The sequence below is a fragment of the Pseudomonas sp. 3-2 genome (genome assembly GCF_019710535.1).
Taxonomy (GTDB): domain Bacteria; phylum Pseudomonadota; class Gammaproteobacteria; order Pseudomonadales; family Pseudomonadaceae; genus Aquipseudomonas; species Aquipseudomonas pharyngis.
Genome location: NZ_CP081200.1, coordinates 5,497,386 through 5,519,513, shown reverse-complemented (window position 1 = coordinate 5,519,513; position 22,128 = coordinate 5,497,386). Strand labels below are relative to the sequence as shown.

22 protein-coding genes are annotated in these 22,128 nt (G+C 59.8%); 13 read left to right on the top strand and 9 right to left on the bottom strand.

Annotated elements, in window-relative coordinates; genetic code table 11:
• The first annotated feature begins 132 nt into the window (after positions 1–132).
• A complete protein-coding gene (ettA, locus tag K3819_RS25040) occupies positions 133–1,797 on the top strand; it encodes an energy-dependent translational throttle protein EttA (protein ID WP_007950976.1) in 1,665 nt (554 codons plus the stop codon).
• Between the two features lie 193 nt (positions 1,798–1,990).
• Positions 1,991–3,328, top strand: coding sequence for an NADP-specific glutamate dehydrogenase (gene gdhA / locus K3819_RS25035; RefSeq protein WP_221398133.1), 1,338 nt, complete (start codon positions 1,991–1,993; stop codon positions 3,326–3,328).
• A 10-nt stretch (positions 3,329–3,338) separates the two neighbouring features.
• Here gdhA and K3819_RS25030 read toward each other — a convergent pair whose 3' ends face one another.
• The 4 genes from K3819_RS25030 to K3819_RS25015 form a co-directional block, all read right to left on the bottom strand.
• A complete protein-coding gene (locus K3819_RS25030; RefSeq protein ID WP_064599547.1) occupies positions 3,339–3,833 on the bottom strand; it encodes a GreA/GreB family elongation factor in 495 nt (164 codons plus the stop codon).
• A 70-nt stretch (positions 3,834–3,903) separates the two neighbouring features.
• Positions 3,904–4,260 carry a hypothetical protein gene (locus K3819_RS25025; RefSeq protein WP_007950973.1) on the bottom strand — a complete coding sequence of 119 codons (357 nt, stop codon included), beginning with the start codon at positions 4,258–4,260 and terminating at the stop codon, positions 3,904–3,906.
• A gap of 216 nt (positions 4,261–4,476) precedes the next feature.
• A complete protein-coding gene (locus K3819_RS25020) occupies positions 4,477–6,330 on the bottom strand; it encodes a DUF4105 domain-containing protein (protein ID WP_221398132.1) in 1,854 nt (617 codons plus the stop codon).
• Positions 6,331–6,422: 92 nt separating this feature from the next.
• Complete coding sequence (locus K3819_RS25015) at positions 6,423–6,911, bottom strand: DUF3015 domain-containing protein (RefSeq protein WP_007950971.1); 489 nt, start codon at positions 6,909–6,911, stop codon at positions 6,423–6,425.
• A gap of 300 nt (positions 6,912–7,211) precedes the next feature.
• Between K3819_RS25015 and K3819_RS25010 the strand changes: the two genes are divergently transcribed.
• Together K3819_RS25010 and K3819_RS25005 are read left to right on the top strand one after the other, a co-directional pair.
• Positions 7,212–9,650 (top strand): Lon protease family protein, encoded by a 2,439-nt coding sequence (locus K3819_RS25010; RefSeq protein WP_064599543.1) that lies wholly within the window; start codon positions 7,212–7,214, stop codon positions 9,648–9,650.
• Positions 9,651–9,893: 243 nt separating this feature from the next.
• Positions 9,894–10,223, top strand: a complete 330-nt coding sequence (locus K3819_RS25005) for a hypothetical protein (RefSeq protein WP_007950969.1) — start codon at positions 9,894–9,896, stop codon at positions 10,221–10,223.
• A gap of 21 nt (positions 10,224–10,244) precedes the next feature.
• Here K3819_RS25005 and K3819_RS25000 read toward each other — a convergent pair whose 3' ends face one another.
• Positions 10,245–12,074 carry a hypothetical protein gene (locus K3819_RS25000; RefSeq protein ID WP_221398131.1) on the bottom strand — a complete coding sequence of 610 codons (1,830 nt, stop codon included), beginning with the start codon at positions 12,072–12,074 and terminating at the stop codon, positions 10,245–10,247.
• A gap of 162 nt (positions 12,075–12,236) precedes the next feature.
• Between K3819_RS25000 and K3819_RS24995 the strand changes: the two genes are divergently transcribed.
• From K3819_RS24995 to K3819_RS24985, 3 genes are all read left to right on the top strand, one after another.
• Positions 12,237–12,725: a TIGR00645 family protein gene (locus K3819_RS24995; RefSeq protein WP_007950967.1), complete on the top strand. Its 489-nt coding sequence runs from the start codon at positions 12,237–12,239 to the stop codon at positions 12,723–12,725.
• Positions 12,726–12,860: 135 nt separating this feature from the next.
• Positions 12,861–13,166, top strand: coding sequence for a DUF6482 family protein (locus tag K3819_RS24990; protein WP_064599536.1), 306 nt, complete (start codon positions 12,861–12,863; stop codon positions 13,164–13,166).
• 126 nt (positions 13,167–13,292) lie between these two features.
• On the top strand, positions 13,293–13,910 hold the full coding sequence (locus K3819_RS24985; RefSeq protein ID WP_007950965.1) for an FKBP-type peptidyl-prolyl cis-trans isomerase: 618 nt from the start codon (positions 13,293–13,295) through the stop codon (positions 13,908–13,910).
• 49 nt (positions 13,911–13,959) lie between these two features.
• On the opposite strand, the gene K3819_RS24980 is transcribed toward K3819_RS24985, so the two are convergent.
• The 3 genes from K3819_RS24980 to K3819_RS24970 all read right to left on the bottom strand — a co-directional run bounded on the left by K3819_RS24980 (position 13,960) and on the right by K3819_RS24970 (position 15,858).
• Entirely contained in the window at positions 13,960–14,217 is a 258-nt protein-coding gene (locus K3819_RS24980) for a hypothetical protein (protein ID WP_039771721.1), read from the bottom strand.
• 206 nt (positions 14,218–14,423) lie between these two features.
• Positions 14,424–14,765, bottom strand: a complete 342-nt coding sequence (locus K3819_RS24975) for a zinc ribbon domain-containing protein YjdM (RefSeq protein WP_007950963.1) — start codon at positions 14,763–14,765, stop codon at positions 14,424–14,426.
• Between the two features lie 124 nt (positions 14,766–14,889).
• Complete coding sequence (locus K3819_RS24970; RefSeq protein WP_007950962.1) at positions 14,890–15,858, bottom strand: polyprenyl synthetase family protein; 969 nt, start codon at positions 15,856–15,858, stop codon at positions 14,890–14,892.
• Between the two features lie 241 nt (positions 15,859–16,099).
• Here K3819_RS24970 and rplU point away from each other — a divergent pair, with 241 nt between their 5' ends.
• From rplU to K3819_RS24945, 5 genes are all read left to right on the top strand, one after another.
• Positions 16,100–16,411 carry a 50S ribosomal protein L21 gene (gene rplU, locus K3819_RS24965; RefSeq protein WP_003228361.1) on the top strand — a complete coding sequence of 104 codons (312 nt, stop codon included), beginning with the start codon at positions 16,100–16,102 and terminating at the stop codon, positions 16,409–16,411.
• A 35-nt stretch (positions 16,412–16,446) separates the two neighbouring features.
• The gene (rpmA, locus tag K3819_RS24960) at positions 16,447–16,704 is read left to right on the top strand and encodes a 50S ribosomal protein L27 (RefSeq protein WP_003228360.1); all 258 of its coding nucleotides are present in this window, start codon (positions 16,447–16,449) and stop codon (positions 16,702–16,704) included.
• 193 nt (positions 16,705–16,897) lie between these two features.
• A complete protein-coding gene (gene cgtA, locus K3819_RS24955; protein ID WP_039771717.1) occupies positions 16,898–18,121 on the top strand; it encodes an Obg family GTPase CgtA in 1,224 nt (407 codons plus the stop codon).
• Positions 18,122–18,258: 137 nt separating this feature from the next.
• Positions 18,259–19,377, top strand: a complete 1,119-nt coding sequence (gene proB, locus K3819_RS24950) for a glutamate 5-kinase (protein WP_039771715.1) — start codon at positions 18,259–18,261, stop codon at positions 19,375–19,377.
• Positions 19,378–19,388: 11 nt separating this feature from the next.
• Positions 19,389–19,853, top strand: coding sequence for a CreA family protein (locus K3819_RS24945; RefSeq protein ID WP_221398130.1), 465 nt, complete (start codon positions 19,389–19,391; stop codon positions 19,851–19,853).
• 125 nt (positions 19,854–19,978) lie between these two features.
• Here the strand turns inward: K3819_RS24945 and rpsT are convergent, their stop codons facing one another.
• A complete protein-coding gene (rpsT, locus tag K3819_RS24940; protein ID WP_003228351.1) occupies positions 19,979–20,251 on the bottom strand; it encodes a 30S ribosomal protein S20 in 273 nt (90 codons plus the stop codon).
• Positions 20,252–20,503: 252 nt separating this feature from the next.
• On the opposite strand from rpsT, the gene murJ reads away from it, so the two are divergent.
• Positions 20,504–22,042: a murein biosynthesis integral membrane protein MurJ gene (gene murJ, locus K3819_RS24935; protein ID WP_085612613.1), complete on the top strand. Its 1,539-nt coding sequence runs from the start codon at positions 20,504–20,506 to the stop codon at positions 22,040–22,042.
• Positions 22,043–22,128: the final 86 nt, after the last annotated feature.

Here is a 22,128-nt window from a genome sequence, read left to right as displayed (position 1 = left end):
GCGTTCCAGCTCCTAGACTCAGACTTTTTCAGCGCGCACGCATTGATGACCATCAAGTGAACGACGCGCATCGGTCTGGCCGGGCATCGCCTGCGCTCCAATCATTCATCTGTCACTGACCCAAGGTTCTCCATGGCTCAATACGTCTTCACCATGCATCGGCTGGGCAAAGTTGTTCCGCCGAAGCGGGAAATCCTGAAAAACATTTCGCTGTCTTTCTTCCCCGGCGCCAAGATCGGCGTACTCGGCCTCAACGGTTCGGGTAAATCCACGCTGCTGAAAATCATGGCCGGCGTCGACACCGAGTTCGAAGGCGAAGCGCGCCCGATGCCGGAACTGAACATCGGTTACCTGCCGCAAGAGCCGCAACTGGATCCGACCAAGACCGTGCGTGAAGTGGTCGAGGAAGCGGTCAGCGTGATCAAGGATGCGCAAGCGCGTCTGGACGAGGTCTACGCCGCCTACGCCGACCCGGACGCCGACTTTGACAAGCTGGCCGCCGAACAGGCCAAGCTCGAAGCGATCCTGCAGGCCAGCGACGGTCACAACCTGGAGCGCCAGCTGGAAGTCGCCGCCGATGCGCTGCGTCTGCCGGCCTGGGACGCCAAGGTCGAACACCTGTCCGGTGGTGAAAAACGTCGTGTGGCCCTGTGCCGTCTGCTGCTGTCCGCCCCGGACATGCTGCTGCTCGACGAACCGACCAACCACCTGGACGCCGACTCCGTTGCCTGGCTCGAACACTTCCTGCACGACTTCCCGGGCACTGTGGTCGCGATCACGCACGACCGTTACTTCCTGGACAACGTTGCCGGCTGGATTCTGGAACTCGACCGCGGCGCGGGCATTCCTTACGAGGGCAACTACTCGGGTTGGCTGGAAGCCAAGTCCGATCGTCTGGCCCAGGAATCCAAGCAGCAATCGGCTCACGAAAAAGCCATGAAGGAAGAACTGGAGTGGGTGCGCAAAGGCGCCAAGGCCCGCCAGTCGAAATCCAAGGCTCGTCTGCAACGCTTCGAAGAAATGCAGTCGCAGGAATTCCAGAAGCGTTCGGAAACCAACGAGATCTACATCCCGGCCGGTCCGCGCCTGGGCGACAAGGTCATCGAATTCAAGAACGTCACCAAGGGCTATGGCGATCGCGTACTGATCGACAACCTGTCGTTCTCGATGCCCAAAGGCGCCATCGTCGGCGTGATCGGCGGTAACGGTGCCGGTAAGTCGACCCTGTTCCGCATGCTGATGGGCAAGGAAACCCCGGACTCCGGCAGCATCGAGATCGGCGAAACCGTGCAGCTTGCCTGCGTTGACCAGAGCCGCGAAGACCTGGACGGCAGCAAGACCGTGTTCCAGCAGATCTCCGACGGTTCGGACCAGATCCGCATCGGCAACTACGAGATCCCGTCGCGTACCTACGTCGGTCGCTTCAACTTCAAGGGCGGCGATCAGCAGAAGTTCGTCAAGGACCTGTCCGGTGGTGAGCGCGGTCGTCTGCACCTGGCGTTGACCCTGAAGGAGGGCGGCAACGTCCTGCTGCTCGACGAACCGTCCAACGACCTCGACGTTGAAACCCTGCGTTCCCTGGAAGAAGCCCTGCTGGACTTCCCGGGCGCCGCCATTGTGATCTCTCACGATCGGTGGTTCCTTGACCGCGTCGCTACCCACATCCTGGCGTACGAAGACGACTCGCAAGCGGTGTTCTTCGAAGGCAACTACACCGAGTACGAAGCCGATCGCAAAAAGCGCCTCGGCGAAGCAGCGGCCCAGCCACACCGGGTACGCCACAAGAAACTGGCCTGATTACGGGTTGGTTGCATAAAAAAGCGGAGCCTTCGGGCTCCGCTTTTTTTTGCCTGCAATGCAGACTGTTTTATACATTGTGTACTATTTGTTTTCATAAATGCGACATTTTTGTCTGTTGCTGTGCACATGTCGTTTGTTACAGTCCGGCTCAATCTCCTCCAACGACAACAAATTTGCCGAGACTTTCCCCATGATCGAATCCGTCGAATCCTTCCTCGCCCGTCTGAAAAAACGCGATCCGGATCAACCCGAATTCCACCAGGCCGTCGAAGAAGTCCTGCGCAGCCTGTGGCCGTTTCTCGAAGCCAATCCGCACTATCTGACCTCGGGGATTCTGGAGCGCATCTGCGAGCCGGAGCGGGCGGTGGTGTTCCGGGTGTCGTGGGTCGACGATCAGGGCAAGGTGCAGGTCAATCGCGGTTTCCGCATCCAGATGAACAGCGCCATCGGCCCGTACAAGGGCGGCTTGCGCTTCCATCCTTCGGTGAATATGGGCGTGCTGAAATTCCTCGCCTTCGAACAGACCTTCAAGAACTCCCTGACCTCATTGCCCATGGGCGGCGGCAAGGGTGGCTCGGACTTCGATCCGAAGGGCAAGAGCGACGCAGAAGTCATGCGTTTCTGCCAGGCGTTCATGAGCGAGCTGTACCGGCACATCGGTGCCGACGTGGACGTGCCGGCCGGTGATATCGGTGTCGGCGCACGGGAGATCGGTTTCCTGTTCGGCCAGTACAAACGCCTGAGCAACCAGTTCACCAGCGTGCTGACCGGCAAGGGGATGACCTACGGCGGCAGCCTGATCCGCCCGGAGGCCACCGGTTTCGGTTGCGTGTACTTCGCCGAGGAAATGCTCAAGCGTCGCGGGCAGACCGTCGAAGGCAAGCGTGTGGCGATCTCCGGTTCCGGCAACGTCGCGCAATACGCAGCCCGCAAGGTGATGGACCTGGGCGGCAAAGTGATTTCCCTGTCCGACTCCGAAGGCACGCTGTATTGCGAGGCGGGCCTGAGCGAAGAACAGTGGCTGGCGCTGCTGGAACTGAAGAACGTCAAGCGCAGGCGGATCAGCGAATTGGCGGCAGCATTCGGCCTGGAATTCCGCGCCGGTCAATTGCCATGGTCGTTGCCGTGCGACATCGCGCTGCCATGCGCGACCCAGAACGAGCTCGACGCGGAATCCGCCCGCACCTTGCTGCGCAACGGCTGCATCTGCGTGGCCGAGGGCGCAAACATGCCGACCACTCTTGAGGCTGTGGATATCTTTATCGAGGCCGGCATTCTGTTTGCGCCGGGCAAGGCCTCGAATGCCGGCGGCGTGGCGGTCAGTGGGCTGGAGATGTCGCAGAACGCCATGCGCCTGCTGTGGACCGGGGGCGAAGTGGACAGCAAGTTGCACGGGATCATGCAGTCGATCCACCACGCCTGTGTGCACTACGGCGAGGAAAACGGCCGGATCAACTACGTCAAAGGCGCGAACATCGCCGGCTTCGTCAAAGTCGCCGACGCGATGCTCGCCCAAGGCGTGGTTTAAGCAACCGGGTTCAAGAGCGCTCGATGCGGATCACTTCGATCAGTTGATCGCCTGCCGGGCGCTGCCACAGCACTTCATCGTTGAGCCGCGCGCCAAGCAGCGCACGGCCCAGCGGTGAGGCCCAGTTGATCAGGCCGTTGGCCGCATCGGCCTGGTCTTCACCGACCAGTTGCACCCGGTGCTCGGTGTCGTGTTCGTCGGCGTAGGTCACCCAGCTGCCGATCTGCACTTTGTCGGTAGATGTCGGGGCCGGTGCGACCTGAGCGCTGCCGACCCGTTGATTGAAATATCGCAAATCCCGTTCGAGATCGGCCAGCCGCTGTTTGTCAGCCTGTTCGCCCTTGGCCGACTGCTCGGCGTGCAGGCTTTGCAGCTCGGCGACTTTTGCCTGCAATTGGGCAAGCCCTTGCGGCGTGACGTAATTGGGCTGTGTGCTGACCTGCCGTTCGACCGGCTGATCGGCTTGCGCAGCAGCGTTGTCTTCGTTGACGAAAGCGCGACTCATGGTGGGCTCCTGTTATAGCCGTTGGGCCATGGTCGCAGGCAAAAGGTTTCGCTGGATGTCTGGATGCGACCTACTGCGAACGATAAGCCCGCGCGGCGCCCTGATCCTTCTCCTGCTGCCAGGCGCGCTCGCGTTCGTCCCAGTGTTCGTTGCGATACTGTTCGCGGTCCTTGTTTTCCAGCATCGCCTGACACTGGCGGAAGCCGTCGCTCCAGCCTTCGGCGTATTGCTTGTCCTTGAGATAACGCGGCACGTTCTTGCGAAATTCGCCGCTGATCGAACCGGCCGCCTGACGACCGCTGATGCACCCGTCATCGAAACCGTCGGCGAACGCCGGTGGATAACCCTTGGCAATCAGGTCTTCGTGAGTGCTCTGACAGCCACCCAGCAACAGCAACACGCCCGCGAACACCGCACACCGCCACATCACACTCTCCCGGGCCGTCACACGGCTGATACGGAAAGTCTAGAAGGTGATTCGTCGGGCTTTGGTGAAAGGCCTGTCAGTAATTCGTTAACCAGTAGAGATTCCTGTGGGAGCGGGCTTGCCCGCGATGAGGCCATCAGACTCAACATTTCTGTTGACTGATAATTCGCTATCGCGGGCAAGCCCGCTTCCACAGTTTCAGGGATATGTTCGGGATCAGTAGTGATACCACTTCACTTCCAGCATCACTTCGGTCTCCGGCGTGGCCAGATGGCTGAACTCGCGCTGCGCACTCAGGCGCAGGCCGAGATTGCGCGACAGTTCCCACTGTTGGTTCAGACTCAGGCTGCGGCGTACTTCACCGTTGAAGAAGTAATCGCCTTTGGCCTCCACGCTGAGATTGCCCAACGGGTTTTTCCACAGTACGCCGGTATTGAAACCGCCTGCGGGGGAAACGAACTCGGCGAAATCATTGTTGTGTTCAACGCGCACCGTGCCGAGAGCAAAACCCAGCACATCGTCACCCAACGCCCAGGTGCCGCCACCGCCACCGTTGACGTGGCTGACCAATGTCTCGTCATCGTGCTTGCCCGGTACGCGTTCAAGACCACCGGTGACTTGCCACGACAGCGGCTGCAACAGCGCGTTGCGCGGCGTCAGCGAGCGGATGGTCGCCAGATCCAGTTGCTGAAATTGCCAGTGATTGCTTTCGTACTGGCGCAGCTTCATCTGCAGGATTTCGATCTGGGCACCGAGGGGGAAACTCTCGGCGTTGTCGTTGAGGTCGTGATAGGCCATGCGCAAGCCGTACTCACCAAACGCGCGGTCACCCCGAGTGCCGACACCGGCCTGCCAGGTGCGCGATTCATGGCCGTCCTCGGGCAGGCCCGGTTGGGGAATTTGCAGCTCCGGCGCCGGGTTCTTGTTGATCGCTCGCAGCAATTCGAAACTGCGTTGCGCTCGCTGTGGATCACGCTCCTGGCCGTTGGCGCGGTAGCGCTCCAGCCGATACGCCGCGTCAACAATCAGCGCCTGGCGATCCCCGGGCAGGGCCTGGAAGGCTGGATCCTGCAATTGCTGCTGGTCGGCGCTGACTTTCAGCACCCAGTCCTGTTCTTCGCCGCTCAGGGGCTCGGCGCGGCTGAGCAATTCGCGCTCGCGGGACGGACGGTATTCGATGTGCTCGACCAGTCCGGCCTCCTTCACTGCTTTGACGGTGTCGGTGGGGATCGCCGTCAGCGGGAATTGCTCGGTCAGGCGCAGGCTTGGGCGCGCTACCTGCAGCAGTTCGAGCAGGCGATAGGAGCAGTTTTCATCGAAGAAGAAATAGTCGAACTGGATCTGCTTCAGCTCCCACACATGCTCGACCATGCGCGCGGTTTCGGCTTGCGTCAGATTGAGCCGGTACTCCCACAGGTCGCGGTTTTCCAGGCTGCGGTATTCCGAGAGTTTTTCCTGATAAGGCACCAGCGCGAACAACCCCGGATAACCACCCATCAGGCCTTTCCAGGCGTAAAGAATGCTGTTGTCCGAGCCTTCGATGTAGGCGCCGAAGTTGATCGCGTAGCTGAGCAGTGAAGTCTTGTCGCTTTGTACGTCAGCCTGGTCGATGCGCAGCAGGGTGTGGCCGAACATCGACGACGGGCTGTTGAGGTAGGCCGCCGGGAAAATCATCACCGCGCTGTGGGGCGAGACGTCCTTGAACCATTTCTTGAATTCGGCGCAGTCCGGCGTCGGCAGGTCAGTCAGGTTGAGTTGATCTTTCAACCAGCGGGTGCGTGCCGGGTAAACGCACTGTGCGTGTCGCTCACCGAGACTGGCCGGGGCGTACAACGCCTGCACGGTGGCGGCCAGTTCATGGTCGGGGTGTTCGTTGCCGTCGGGGGCGAGGAAGAATTTTTTGTCACTGACGTAGCTGCGCCAGCCACCGAGTTTGGCGGTTTCGTAATGACCGAGAGAAATCCAGAAGCGGTCGTTGGCCAGTTGCTGCAAACGTTGAGGGTCGATGTGAGGCGCGGCGGACAACGGGGCGCAGACACACAGCGCCAGCCAGGCAAGGCGTTTGAGCATAAATGGCAACTTAAGTCGAAAAGAAACAAAGCCCGGGAAGGGCAGGCCGAAAAAATAAAACCCGCTTCCCGAAGGAAGCGGGTGGGTCGAGCTTAAGCCTGAGTCGCGTACTTGGCCAGACGTGGGTCTGCCTTCAGAACGGCCAGGGTGTTGGTATGCACGTCTTCAGCGGTCACGTCAGCCTTGCTGAAGATCTGCTGGAAGTGCTCGTGAGTGACAGCGGCGAAGTGCGCACGGTCTTCCGGCGCCACGCCCAGTACCACGGCATAGGTCGTCAGCGCTTCGCCGTTGCCTTTTGCCATGTCTTCGGACAGCTCGTTCATCATGCCATTCATGGCAAACCAGGATTTGCCGCCATAGGTCAGCGAAGCGTTGGTGGAGCAGCCGTTGGTGCCGGACGTCATGCCGAACGTCGCGTTGCCGGAGGTGCCGTTGGTGGTGGATGCCAGGAAGTGTGCCGGGGTGCCACGCTGACCTTCGAACAGCATGTTGCCCCAACCACAATCCGGGCCGCCCGGAGCTTGCGCCATGGCGTTGATGGAAACAGCGGTGAAGAGAGTACCGAGAAGAATCCGTTTCATAGCTTTGTTCTCTTTGTGTGCATACCAATGGACAGGGTTCTGGCCCCCAAGCTCTGTACGAAACAGATCCAGACGAAGCCAGTGGGCCGGTATTAGTTCCAGCCGCGCAGTTTGGAGTTTAGGCACGTTCCGAGGGTTCCGTGAGTTTTTGCACAATATTTGGAATAAACCCCGGTTTCACGGGGCGGCGCCGCGTGCAGGGCGGTTGTCTATGCTTTGTCGTGTGGCGCGCCTTGCCAGTGGGGCTCGGGCAGCGCCAGAATGCCGCTATCTGCCCCGCCTGATTGTTAAGGAAGCCCGATGCCTGATCCTGTTGCTGCCAGCTTGCGTCTAGCGCCCGAAGCGCTGACCCGTCCGTTTTCCGCTGAACAGTTCAGCTTCACTACCACCAATGATCTGGAGCCCTTTCGCGGTGTGCTCGGCCAGGAACGTGCGGTCGAAGCCTTGCAGTTCGGTGTGGCCATGCCACGCCCCGGTTACAACGTATTTGTCATGGGCGAGCCCGGCACCGGCCGTTTCTCGTTCGTCAAACGCTACCTGAAGGCCGAAGGCAAACGCCTGCAGACCCCGGCGGACTGGGTCTACGTCAACAATTTCGATGAGCCGCGCGAACCCCGCGCTTTGGAGCTGCCGTCGGGCAGCGCCGCTGCTTTCATCGGCGACATCAACGGCCTCATCGACAACCTGCTGGCGACCTTTCCTGCGGTGTTCGAGCACCCGTCCTACCAGCAGAAGAAAAGCGCCATCGACCGCGCCTTCAACCAGCGCTACGACAAGGCACTGGATGTCATCGAACGTCTGGCTTTGGAAAAAGACGTCGCCCTGTATCGCGACAGCAGCAACATCGCCTTCACCCCGATGCTCGAAGGCAAGGCGCTGGACGAAGCCGAGTTCGCCCAGTTGCCGGAGGCCGAACGCGAGCGTTTTCATGACGACATCTCCGGCCTCGAAGAGCGCCTGAACGAAGAGCTCGCCAGCCTGCCGCAATGGAAGCGCGAGTCGAGCAACCAGCTGCGTCAGCTCAACGAAGAAACCATCACCCTGGCCTTGCAGCCCTTGCTTGCACCGCTGTCGGAAAAGTACGCGGAAAATGCGGCCGTCTGCGGTTACCTGCAAGCGATGCAGGTCTATCTGCTGAAAACCGTGGTCGAGCAACTGGTCGATGACAGCAAGACCGACGCCGTCGCGCGCAAGCTGCTGGAAGAGCAATACGCCCCGAGCCTGGTGGTTGGTCATCCGGCCAGCGGCGGTGCGCCGGTGGTCTTCGAGCCGCATCCGACCTACGAAAACCTGTTCGGCCGCATCGAGTACACCACCGATCAGGGCGCGCTCTACACCACCTATCGCCAGTTGCGTCCGGGTGCGTTACACCGCGCCAATGGCGGTTTCCTGATTCTTGAAGCGGAAAAAATGCTCGGCGAGCCGTTTGTCTGGGATGCGCTCAAGCGCGCCCTGCAATCGCGCAAGCTGAAGATGGAATCGCCGCTGGGCGAGATGGGCCGTTTCGCCACCATGACGCTCAACCCGCAGCACATTCCGTTGCAGGTCAAAGTGATCATCATCGGCGCGCGTCAACTGTATTACACGCTGCAGGACCTCGATCCGGACTTCCAGGAGATGTTCCGTGTTCTGGTGGACTTCGACGAAGACATCCCTATGGTCGACGAAAGCCTGGAACAGTTCGCCCAGTTGCTGAAAACCCGAACTTCGGAAGAGGGCATGGCGCCGCTGACCGCCGACGCGGTGGCGCGCCTGGCGACTTACAGTGCGCGTCTGGCCGAACACCAGGGGCGTTTGTCGGCGCGGATCGGTGATCTGTTCCAACTGGTCAGCGAGGCGGATTTCATCCGGCATCTGGCCAACGATGAAATGACCGACGCCGGCCACATCGAGCGTGCGCTCAAGGCCAAGGCCACCCGCACCGGCCGGGTGTCGGCGCGGATTCTCGATGACATGCTGGCGGGGATCATTCTGATCGACACCGACGGCGCCGCAGTCGGCAAGTGCAACGGGCTGACCGTGCTCGAAGTCGGCGACTCGGCGTTCGGCGTGCCGGCGCGGATTTCCGCCACGGTGTACCCGGGCGGCAGCGGCATCGTCGACATCGAGCGGGAGGTCAATCTCGGTCAGCCAATCCACTCCAAGGGCGTGATGATCCTCACCGGGTATCTGGGCAGCCGTTACGCCCAGGAATTCCCGCTGGCGATTTCCGCGAGTATCGCGCTGGAGCAATCCTACGGCTACGTCGATGGCGACAGTGCGTCGCTGGGCGAGGCGTGCACACTGATTTCGGCGTTGTCGAAAACCCCGCTCAAGCAGTGCTTCGCGATCACCGGCTCGATCAACCAGTTCGGTGAAGTGCAGGCGGTGGGCGGGGTCAACGAGAAGATCGAAGGCTTCTTCCGTCTCTGCGAAGCACGCGGGCTGACGGGCGAGCAGGGCGCGATCATTCCCCAGGCCAACGTTGCCACGCTGATGCTTGATGAAAAAGTACTGGCGGCGGTGCGTGCCGGGCAGTTCCACGTTTACGCGGTGCGTCAGGCCGACGAAGCGTTGAGCCTGCTGGTGGGCGAGCCGGCCGGTGAGCCGAACGAACAGGGCGAATTCCCGGAAGGCAGCGTCAATGCGCGGGTGGTGGAGCGTCTGCGGGTGATTGCCGAGATGATCAGTGAAGAGGATCTGAAAGAGGCCGAGAAGGAACTGGCGCAGGAGGCGCTGGCGGAGGCCAAGCCGGCTTAAGTCAGGCGGCAGTCAAAAAAACGGGAGCCTTGGCTCCCGTTTTTGTTTTGTCGCGAACGTCGGCAAAAGTGCCATCACTCTGGCGTCAATATTCACACAATGACCATTCGGCGCCTTCTGGTTCTGTGCGGCTTGCGCGGCGGACTTTTCTTCTATTCTCTGCTCAAGGACATCGACAGTATCACTGGATCGAAACAGCTCTTCAGCAAGGGCTGAACACCGGCTTTACCGAGGGTCGCCGCCATGTCGCGCAACCTCTGCCTCACCCGTCAGTGCCTGGGTCTCGTGACCCGTATCGAATGCGCCATCAAGCCTTTGGCTGGCGATAACGGCATGTGGACGTTGCTCTTCGCCGCCGGCATGGCCGGTGAACAACCTTCCGCCATCAAGGCCCAGGGCCCGTTCCACGGACCGATCGCCGCCGAGTCGATTCTCGACACCATCGTTGAAAGCCTGACGATGCACGGCTATGAACTGGCCAATGATCCACAGATCTGGTCGTTGCATCTGCAGGCGCAGTTGCGGCAGATCAACGGTGGACGCGGACGCAGCATCGGCACTTTCGATCACTAGAGTGCCGATCATCAGCGCCGATCAGGGCGCAGCGCCCTGGGTCTGCGCCTTGTCGAGTTTGACCTCAAAGCCGTATTGCACGGTGGCGAGGTCGGTTCGCTGGTAGGTTTCCACGTGCGTCGGACGGCCGTAGAAATAATGCACGCCGAATAACGCCGGCCCTTCCGTGCTCGCGTCGTGGCTGACCGACAGAATCCGCTTCAGGTAATGACCGCTGTCGTCCTTGACGAAGAATCGCCATTCGTTGGCGGGGAATCGCTTCAAATCCACCACCAACGCGTTGTTCCTGATTTCCAGACCTTTAGGCAGGGCCTTGGCTTCATAAGCCTGTTTGTCCACCGTGGCCAGGAACAACGGCATCGAGCCGACGGCAATCGCCGGGGTTTCCGGGAACAGGTTCAGGTCGTAGGTGATGGTCGCCTGCAGTGGGTCGACCTGATACGCCTCGGGCGGCAGTTCGATGGGCTCGTCGAGTTTGCCATTGTGTTTTTCAGTGAAGAACGTCACCGGGCTATCGCCGGGGCTGAAGTCGTCGCCGAGCATTTCATCGTTGAAGGTTTTGCGGTGGTCGAACTCGATCCGTGCGGCGCTCGGCTCTTCAACCGACTGGCGGATATGGACGCCGCTTTTCAACTGTTCTTCAGTCAGGGACGCGCCCTTGAGCCAGTCGGGCGCGAGGTCATCGTAGACGGTGATCGGCAGGTCGAGCGGCTGCACGGTTTTTTCCGTGGTGTGCGGATCGAATTCGCGCACGGGCAAGTCCAGCGCCTTGCGGGTGACGGTTGCTTCGGAAAAGTCCAGCAGGCTGACTTCGAGGGTGTCGATCGGGCCGTTGAAGTACACCTTGTTGTAGTGGCGCGGATGCTGCTGTTCAAAGGCCTGTTGTTCATCGTCCAGCTTTTTTTCCAGCGTCTCGCTCCAGGCTTTTTGCTGTTGCAGGTAGGCCAGCTGCTTTTGATAGAACGCCACCTGCTCAGGGTTTTCGTTGATGGCGCCGGCCCGCACCAGATACTGGCCCGTCGAGTCGCGGGCCTGGACGATCAGCGGATTGAGCCGGGTATTGGCGACTTCCGGGGCGAGCGGCAGTTGGTTGCTGAACTCGAGTTCGGCGTAGTGTGTGTCCAGTTTCAGCAAGGTCACGCTGAGGTTGCCATCGGAGCGGGTCTGGCCGACGTCCTTTTTATCCAGATTGAAACTGTGCAGGCGTTTCGGGACGATGACTTCCACCTGGCCTTGCAGGCTGACCGGACGCGGCAGGTTCTTCTTGTCGACATTCAGCCCTTCGATGAACGGGTAAGTGACAGTCAGGTCATCGGGGTTGGTGACGTTGGAACTGGAAGGACTGAGCTGAATGCCCGGATCGGTTTCCGACCATTCCGGTTGATAGGCAATCACCCGTTTGTTGCTCAGGGTGACCGAGTGCCACTCCACGCCATGGGGGAACAGAAAGCCGCCGGGGATGTTGAGATTGAAAGGGAACACCGGTTGCAGATCGGTGAGGTAATCGGAACTGGAATCCTTGTGCAGCACGAACAGGCCGTTGATGAAGGTATCGACCAGCGTCTGCGGCGTGGGGTAGTGCCTGAGCACGCCGAGGGCGTCTTCGCCGTATTCGGTAATGGACGGTTTGTTGTCGAGCTTCTGTTGCGCGCGTTCGAGCAACAGCAGCGAACCGCCGAGTTCGGTCACGGCGTCCTTGAGTTTGGGGTCGGTGATGGCGTCCAGCGACTGCTCGAACTGCGCGGTCTTTTCCTCGAGGCTGACGGCAGGCTTTTCATCGCCGGGCGAACACCCGCCAAGCAACAGGGCAAAGCAAATTCCGGCAGTCGTTATCGGCAATCGCACATCCATTTCCCGTCTTCCTGTGCACTGTCGCTGGGCTGTCAATGGTTTGGACACTAGCAGAAAAACTTTGACACACACACGCAGGTGGCGGATTTCCGGGCGGTTTCTGGCTGTCATGGGCGGCTGGTATACTCGCCGCCGATTTCAACCCTTCTTGTGTGAGAGTCAATGGAACGCTTTATCGAAAATGCAATGTACGCCACGCGCTGGCTGCTGGCGCCGATCTACATCGGGCTGTCCCTGGGGCTGCTGGCGCTGGCATTGAAATTCTTCCAGGAAGTGTTTCATGTCATTCCCAACGTTTTCTCCATGGCCGAGTCCGAGCTGATTCTGGTGCTGCTGTCGCTGATCGACATGGCGCTGGTCGGCGGCTTGCTGGTGATGGTGATGATTTCCGGCTACGAGAACTTCGTCTCCGAGCTGAACATCGATGAAGGCAAGGAAAAGCTCAGCTGGCTGGGCACCATGGACTCCTCGTCGCTGAAGATGAAAGTGGCGGCGTCGATCGTGGCGATCTCCTCGATCCACCTGCTGCGGATCTTCATGGATGCCAAGAACGTCGATCCCGAGCACCTGATGTGGTACGTGATCATCCACATGACCTTCGTGATCTCGGCGTTTGCCATGGGTTATCTGGACAAGCTCACCAAGCACTGATGAGCTGACGATTGCTGTAACAAAACCGCCCGTCTGTTGCGAAACAGACGGGCGGTGTCGTTTGTGGCTTGTACTTTGATTCGCCGAGGCATATCCCTGTAGGTCTCAAGGCTCGTCACCGCGTGAGGTGCGTTCATGAACCTGCAAGAGTTGAATGCGTTTGCCGTCGCCAGAAAGGTCGACGAACTGAACCTGATCTCCATGGAAGGCGGGATCTATCTGCTTGAGGCCCGGATGCATGGCGCGGCGTATCCGCTGAGCGATCCGCAGGGGAATATGCTGACGCTGCGTTCGGTCGAGCATGCCCGGGATGTGCTGCATAACTTTCCGGTGCTGCCGTTCAACCTGGTGCACACCTCGGTGCACGATGAAATGTGCGGTCTTGGCGCCAGTGGCGAAGAAAGCCTGAAGGTGCCGCTGGCCTGGCGATCCGCGCTGTAGGCCCTGGGGCCTGATCAATGCCGGAACATCTGTGCTAGTCTGCTCGCCCTTTTGGTTCCGGGCGCGCCGGGACGCGCTGTGTACGCACGGCAGGTCCTGAGGCCGTCCGCACAGCGGAGCAGTGTCATGTCCGAAGTAAATCTGTCCACCGACGAAACCCGCGTCAGCTACGGTATCGGCCGTCAGCTGGGTGACCAGCTGCGCGACAACCCGCCACCGGGTGTCAGCCTGGACGCCATCCTGGCCGGTCTGACCGACGCATTCGCCGGTAAGGAAAGCCGTGTAAGCCAGGAAGCCATGTCCGCCAGCTTCAAGGTGATCCGCGAGATCATGCAAGCCGAAGCCGCTGCCAAGGCTGAAGCCGCCGCTGGCGAAGGCCTGGCATTCCTGGCTGAAAACGCCAAGAAAGAAGGCATCACCACCCTGGCCTCCGGTCTGCAATTCGAAGTGCTGACGCAGGGCGAAGGCGCCAAGCCATCCCGTGAAGACACCGTGCGTACTCACTACCACGGCACGCTGATCGACGGCACTGTGTTCGACAGCTCCTACGAGCGTGGCCAGCCGGCTGAATTCCCGGTTGGCGGCGTTATCGCTGGCTGGACCGAAGCCCTGCAACTGATGAATGCCGGCAGCAAATGGCGTCTGTATGTGCCGAGCGAGCTGGCTTACGGCGCTCAAGGCGTTGGCAGCATCCCGCCGCACAGCGTTCTGGTGTTCGACGTCGAGCTGCTCGACGTTCTGTAATCCCGTTACCCTGCACAAGCGTGGCTTGTGCAGGGTTTCCTCGCCGTTCTCATACTTCGATCTTGTGATGCAGCTCACTGGTCGGGCGCAAGGCCCGGGCATAGCAGAACAGGAACAGATTGCGCACCAGCTCCTTGAGCACCAAGGGCTCGCTGGAACTCAGGCCGCTGACATCCAGATCCCCTTGATCCTGCAACTCGTGCAGGGCTTCTTCTTCCAGTACGGCACAGACTTCACCGGTTTCCCGATGCAGGATCCTGAGGTACGGATGCGGGCGATCCAGCCAGGCGTCGATCAAATAAGTCATGGGTCTCATCTCCATTGAAAGGTTTCAATGAGAATAATTCTTATTCGTCAAATAGCAAGCGCCTATTGGCGGTTTGTGATTTTTTGCGGGTAAAGATTGCGTAAGGTCAAAACGGCTGGCGTTTGGCTATCGCGAGGATTTGTTGGGGATTGCGGGGGAAGGCGAAGCTCCATCCCACGGCGGGCGCGGGATGGAAGACAGCAGACTCAGACTTTTCTGACGAACTCGGATTTGAGTTTCATCGGGCCGATGCCGTCGATCTTGCAGTCGATGTCGTGATCGCCATCGCACAGGCGGATGTTCTTGACCTTGGTGCCGACCTTGACCACCAGCGAGGTGCCCTTGACCTTCAGGTCCTTGATCACGGTGATGGTGTCGCCGTCCTGCAGGACGTTACCGACCGAATCTTTCTTCACGGCGTCATCGGACGCCACTTCGGCTTCACCGCCGGCAGACCACTCGTGGGCGCACTCCGGGCACACCAGTTGGGTGCCGTCTTCGTAGGTGTATTCGGAATTGCATTTCGGGCAGGGTGGCAACGTGCTCACTAAGGCTCCTTGGAGAGGGGATCGCTAAAAGTCGCACATTGTATAGGGTTTTAGCCGCCGATGGCAGGCAACAAAAACCGCAGGCTCCAACGGAGGCTGCGGTTTTGAGATGACGCGATGCTGATCAGTGCGTGCGGGCGACCGCGAACTCGCTCAGCTCAACCAGCGCATCGCGGTATTCGCTGGCCGGCAGCGCGTCGAGGCACTTGATCGCACGGGCCACGTAATCACGGGCCAGTTGCGCTGTGTATTCCAGCGAACCGGAGGCTTCCACGGCGATGCGGATGCTTTCCAGGTCTTCGATCCCGCCTTTCTGGATCGCCTGGCGTACCAGTGCGGCTTGCTCTGGCGTGCCTTCGCGCATGGTGTAGATCAGCGGCAGGGTCGGCTTGCCTTCGGCCAGATCGTCACCGACGTTCTTGCCCAGGGTTTCGGCGTCGCCCTTGTAGTCGAGCAGGTCGTCGACGAGCTGGAACGCCACGCCCAGGTGATCGCCGAAGGTGCGCAGGGCTTCGCTTTGCTCGGCGGTGGCACCGGCCAGCGCCGCGGCACTGTGGGTCGAAGCCTCGAAGAGCATCGCGGTCTTGCCGCGGATGACTTCCATGTAGGTTTCTTCGGTGGTGCTGGCGTCGCGAACCTTGGACAGTTGCAGCACTTCGCCTTCGGCGATGATGCGCGTGGCCTGGGACAGGATCTTCATCACCGGCATCGAGCCCAGTTCGACCATCATCTCGAACGAGCGCGAGTACAGGAAGTCGCCCACCAGTACGCTCGGGGCGTTGCCCCACATGGCGTTGGCGGTGGAACGGCCACGGCGCATGCCGGACATGTCGACCACGTCGTCATGCAGCAGGGTGGCGGTGTGCAGGAATTCGATGGTGGCGGCCAGCAGGCGCATGTCGTCGCCTTCGCGACCCAGGGCCTTGCCACACAGCAGCACCAATAAAGGACGCAGGCGTTTGCCGCCGGCCGACGTGATGTAATCGCCGATTTTCGATACCAGCGGCACTCGGGAAGTCAGCTGCTTCTTGATGATGCCGTCGACGGCGCTAAAATCGTCCGCCACCGCGCGGTAGAAAGCTTGGGGTTGCATCAGCGACAGGTGCTCCAGAAGGGTTGCGCGGCATGCTAGGACCCACGTCCGGGCCTGTCAAGGCGCGATGGACGGCCCCTTGCATGACTTCGAAGGCTTGCGTACAATCGCGCACCCTGAACTTCCTGGGCAGCACCTGCCTTACGCAATTGCACTTGGGCCGTTCCAGCCCCATGCAGCCATGCCAGCCAATACCTCTTCTTATAAAGAGCTGGGTGAGCAGGATTATCGGAGAAATACCATGTACGCAGTAATCGTTACCGGCGGTAAGCAATACAAGGTCGCTGAAGGTGAATACCTGAAGATCGAAAAACTGGAAGTCGCCACTGGCGAATCCGTGACTTTTGACCGCGTTCTGTTGGTCGCCAACGGCGACGACGTGAACATCGGCGCACCTGTTGTTGCTGGCGCAACCGTCAAGGCTGAAGTGATCTCCCAAGGTCGTCACGATAAAGTCCGCATCATCAAGTTCCGTCGCCGTAAGCACCACATGAAGCGTATGGGCCACCGCCAGTGGTTCACCGAGATCAAAATCACCGGTATTCAGGCTTAATTACAGCCTAATTCCTCACTAGGAGAATTGAACTCATGGCACACAAAAAAGCTGGTGGTAGTACCCGTAACGGTCGCGACTCAGAAGCCAAACGCCTTGGCGTGAAGATGTATGGCGGCCAGGTCATCAAGGCCGGCAACATCATCGTGCGTCAGCGCGGCACCCAATTCCACGCTGGCTACGGCGTTGGCATGGGTAAAGATCACACCCTCTTCGCGAAAATCGAAGGCGTGATCAAGTTCGAAGTAAAAGGCGCCTTCGGTCGTCGTTACGTGAGCGTTGTCGCAGCCTAACTGCGAGAGTGCTGGAGAAGCCCTGTCTTGCGACGGGGCTTTTTCGTTTGTGGGGTGAGTCTCTTGCAAAGCTGTTTGTATGGGCTGCCGGCGTGCGATGCAGGTCGTGGATTGGGGTCGCTGCGCTCATTTTTGCAAGAGTCTTATGTCTTGATTGTTTTTCGGCTCGTCCGTACGGCGAGAGGCGTTGGTTATGAAGTTTGTTGATGAAGTATCGATCCGCGTAAAGGCTGGCGACGGCGGCAATGGCTGCATGAGTTTCCGTCGGGAAAAATTCATTGAAAACGGCGGCCCGAACGGTGGTGATGGCGGTGACGGCGGTTCCATCTACATGATGGCCGACGAAAACCTCAACACCCTGGTGGACTACCGTTACACCCGGCACTTCGATGCCGAGCGTGGCTCCAACGGCGGCAGCACCGACTGCACCGGCAAGAAGGGTGAAGACCTGATCCTGCGCGTGCCGGTCGGCACCACCGTGATCGACTCCGCCACCCAGGAAGTCATCGGCGACCTGACCAAGGCCGGTCAGAAGCTGATGGTGGTGCAGGGCGGCTGGCACGGTCTGGGTAACACCCGTTTCAAATCCAGTACCAACCGTGCGCCGCGCCAGACCACGCCGGGCAAGCCGGGCGAGCAGCGCGACCTGAAACTGGAAATGAAAGTGCTGGCCGACGTCGGTCTGCTCGGTCTGCCGAACGCCGGTAAAAGTACCTTTATCCGCTCGGTGTCGGCTGCCAAGCCGAAAGTTGCCGATTACCCGTTTACCACCCTGGTGCCGAACCTCGGTGTGGTCAGCGTCGATCGCTGGAAAAGTTTCGTCATCGCCGACATTCCGGGTCTGATCGAAGGCGCTTCCGACGGTGCTGGCCTGGGTATTCGTTTCCTCAAGCACCTGGCGCGTACCCGTCTGTTGCTGCACCTCGTCGACATGGCGCCACTGGATGAAAGCAGCGCTCCGGACGCCGCTGAAGTGATCGTCAACGAGCTGATCAAGTTCAGCCCGTCGCTGGCCGAGCGTGATCGCTGGCTGGTGCTGAACAAGTGCGACCAGATCCTCGAAGAAGAGCACGAAGCGCGGGTCAAGGAAATCGTCGATCGTCTGGAGTGGACCGGTCCGGTCTACGTGATCTCGGCCATCGCCAAAGAAGGCACCGAGCGCCTGACGCGCGACATCATGCGTTATCTGGAAGATCGTGCCGATCGCTTGGCCAATGACCCGGCCTACAAGGAAGAGCTGGCCGATCTGGATCAGCGCATCGAAGACGAAGCCCGTGCGCAGTTGCAGGCGCTGGATGACAAGCGTGCCCTGCGTCGCAGCGGCGTGAAGTCGGTCCACGACATCGGCGACGATGACTGGGACGAAGAAGATGTGGATGACGAAGACGGTCCGGAAATCATTTACGTGCGTGACTGATTCGTTGCAGTAAACTTAAGCGCCGCTCAATCGAGCGGCGTTTTAGTATCTGGAAATCGATTGTTGGTCACGAAGAACCACGAATAACGTCACGGGCAGTGCCAGGTCGCGCTGCCCTCAAGCTAAGGTTGAAGATGATGCGGAGCAAGGTGACAGGTGCGCAACGTTGGGTCGTGAAGATCGGCAGCGCTTTGCTGACGGCGGATGGCAAAGGGCTGGATCGCGCGGCAATGAGTGTCTGGGTCGAGCAGATGGTGGCTTTGCACGAGGCCGGCGTCGAGCTGGTGCTGGTGTCCTCCGGGGCAGTGGCGGCGGGCATGAGTCGCCTGGGCTGGACCGCGCGACCCAGTGCGATGCACGAGCTCCAGGCCGCCGCAGCAATCGGTCAGATGGGCCTGGTGCAAGCCTGGGAATCGAGCTTTGCCGAGCATGGCCGGCATACTGCGCAGATTCTCCTGACCCACGACGACCTGTCTGACCGCAAGCGCTACCTGAATGCCCGCAGCACCTTGCGTGCGTTGGTCGAGCTGAAAGTTATCCCGGTGATCAACGAGAACGACACCGTGGTTACCGACGAAATCCGCTTCGGTGACAACGACACGCTCGCGGCGCTGGTTGCCAATCTGGTCGAGGCCGATCTGCTGGTGATCCTGACGGATCGCGACGGTATGTTCGACGCCGATCCGCGCAATAACCCTGACGCCCAGCTGATTTACGAAGCGCGCGCCGATGATCCGACGCTGGATGCGGTGGCGGGCGGTACTGGTGGTGCATTGGGTCGTGGCGGCATGCAGACCAAGCTGCGCGCGGCGCGTCTGGCGGCGCGTTCCGGGGCGCATACCATCATTGTCGGCGGGCGTCTGGAGCGCGTGCTCGATCGCCTGAAGGCGGGTGAGCGGATTGGTACGCTGCTGTCGCCTGAGCGCGGCATGCTCGCGGCGCGCAAGCAGTGGCTGGCCGGTCATCTGCAAACCCGTGGCACGCTGGTGCTGGATGATGGCGCGGTTTCCGCTCTGTCTCAGGGCAATAAAAGCCTGCTGCCAGTCGGGGTCAAGCTGGTTCAGGGCAGTTTCCGTCGCGGCGAAATGGTGGTGTGCGTGGCGCCGGACGGTCGAGAGATTGCCCGTGGCCTGGCCAACTACAGCGCGCTGGAAGCACAAAAAATCATCGGTCAGTCGTCGGATGCGATTGTCGGTTTGCTGGGTTACATGGCTGAGCCGGAACTGGTTCACCGTGACAACCTGATTCTGGTGTAAGGAAAGACGCGATGCGTATGGCAAAAGGATTGTTGGGCTTGCTGGTGGCGTTGCCGTTGCTGGCCTCGGCCGAGGAAATCGGCCAGGTGTCGACGGTGTTCAAGTTTGTCGGGCCGAACGACCGGATTGTGGTCGAGGCATTCGATGACCCGAAGGTTGAGGGTGTGACCTGCTACCTGTCGCGCGCCAAGACCGGTGGTGTGAAGGGTGGGTTGGGTCTGGCGGAGGATCGTGCCGAGGCGTCCATTGCTTGCCGCCAGGTCGGGCCGATCAACTTCAGGGGCGAGTTGAAGGATGGTGAAGAGGTGTTCAAGGAGCGCACTTCGCTGGTGTTCAAGACCATGCAGGTGGTGCGCTTCCTCGACAAGAAGCGCAATACGCTGGTCTATCTGGTCTACAGTGATCGTCTGATCGAGGGTAGCCCGCAGAATGCGGTGACGGCGATTCCGATTCTGCCGTGGGTGTCAGCTCATTAATCACGCGTAAAAAAAGAGGAGTCGATTGGCAAGCCGATTGGCTCCTCTTTTTTGGGCCTTGATTTCAGCAAATCGCAGGCAATAAAAAACCGACCCTGAGGTCGGTTTTTTAATGACTACGTCGCTTAGGCAGCTTCTTTCAGTGCCTTGACGTGGCCATTCAGACGGCTCTTATGACGAGCAGCCTTGTTCTTGTGGATGATGCCTTTATCGGCCATGCGGTCGATAACTGGCACAGCCAGAACGTATGCAGCTTGAGCTTTTTCAGCGTCTTTTGCGTCGATGGCTTTAACTACATTCTTGATGTAGGTACGAACCATGGAACGCAGGCTGGCGTTGTGGCTGCGACGCTTCTCAGCCTGTTTTGCACGTTTTTTGGCGGAAGGTGAGTTGGCCACCGTCGAGCTCCTCGAAAGACTTTTTAGGAAATAGCAAACAAAATAGGCCGCGAATCATGCCGATGAGTTGAAGTCTTGTCAAGGGCGCTTGAAACGTTCCGCTAAGTGGTAGGCGTGGTGCGACGGGATATTTCTTTCCGGCGTGTGACCTGTAAACTCGCGAGCTTTGGCTCTGTGCTGTTGCGGCGCGGAGTATCGCACAAGTGGGCGCGTTATTCGCCTGCTGTTTATCGACAGGCACACATTCCTTCAATGAATCTGCTCAAATCGTTGGCCGCCGTCAGCTCTATCACGATGCTTTCCCGGATTCTCGGGTTTGTTCGCGACACGCTCATTGCCCGCACCTTCGGCGCCGGAATGGCGACCGACGCCTTCTTCATCGCCTTCAAACTGCCCAATCTGCTGCGCAGGATTTTCGCCGAGGGCGCATTTTCCCAGGCTTTTGTGCCGATCCTGGCCGAATATAAAAGCCAGAAGGGCGAAGAGGCGACCCGCACCTTTATTGCCTACGTTTCCGGTCTGCTGACGCTGGTGCTGGCGCTGGTCACCGCACTGGGCATGATTGCCGCGCCCTGGGTGATCTGGGCCACGGCGCCGGGTTTCACCGATACCCCGGAAAAATTCCAGCTGACCTCCGACCTGCTGCGAGTGACCTTCCCTTATATATTGCTGATCTCCCTGTCTTCCCTGGCGGGGGCGATCCTCAATACCTGGAACCGTTTCTCGGTACCGGCATTCGTGCCGACCCTTCTCAACGTCAGCATGATCGTGTTTTCGCTGTTCCTGACGCCGTACTTCGATCCACCGGTCATGGCCCTCGGCTGGGCAGTGCTGGTCGGCGGCCTCGCGCAGTTGCTCTACCAACTGCCGCACCTGAAAAAGATCGGCATGCTGGTACTGCCGCGCCTGAATCTGCGCGATACCGGTGTCTGGCGGGTCATGAAACAGATGTTGCCGGCCATCATCGGCGTCTCGGTCAGCCAGATTTCCCTGATCATCAACACTATTTTCGCCTCGTTCCTGGTGGCGGGCTCGGTGTCGTGGATGTATTACGCCGACCGTCTGATGGAGCTGCCGTCCGGTGTGCTCGGTGTGGCGCTGGGCACGATCCTGCTGCCGACATTGGCCAAGACCTATGCGAGCAAGGATCGCCACGAGTATTCGCGGATTCTCGACTGGGGTCTGCGCCTGTGCTTCGTGCTGGTGCTGCCATGCGCGCTGGCGCTGGGTATCCTGGCCGAACCGTTAACCGTTTCGCTGTTCCAGTACGGCCAGTTCAGCGGCTTTGATGCGCAGATGACGCAGCGGGCATTGATTGCCTATTCTGTCGGTCTGCTCGGGATTATCGTGATCAAGGTGCTGGCTCCGGGCTTCTATGCGCAACAGAACATCCGTACACCGGTAAAAATCGCAATCTTCACTCTGGTGGTCACGCAGTTGTTCAATCTGGTGTTGATCGGCCCGCTGGCGCACGCTGGCCTTGCGTTGGCGATCAGCGCCGGTGCCTGCCTGAACGCCGGACTGCTGTTCTATCAACTGCGCAAGCAGCAGATGTATCAACCGCAGCCGGGCTGGCTGAAGTTCGGTTCCAAGCTGTTGGTCGCGGTGGCGGTGATGTCGGCGGTGCTGTTGATCGGCATGCATTTCATGCCCGCGTGGGATCAGGGCCACATGCTTGAACGCTTCCTGCGCCTGGGGGTGCTGGTGGTTGCCGGCGTGGTTGCTTATTTCGGCATGTTGCTGTTGCTCGGTTTCCGCCTGCGCGACTTCAATCGCAAGGCCTTGAGCTGAGGTTTCACCCCTGAAAGACGGGCGCGAGCCGGCAGTTTTGTCGGCTCGATCACTTTGGGTTACGGTGTTGCCTGTCGTCGGCCGTC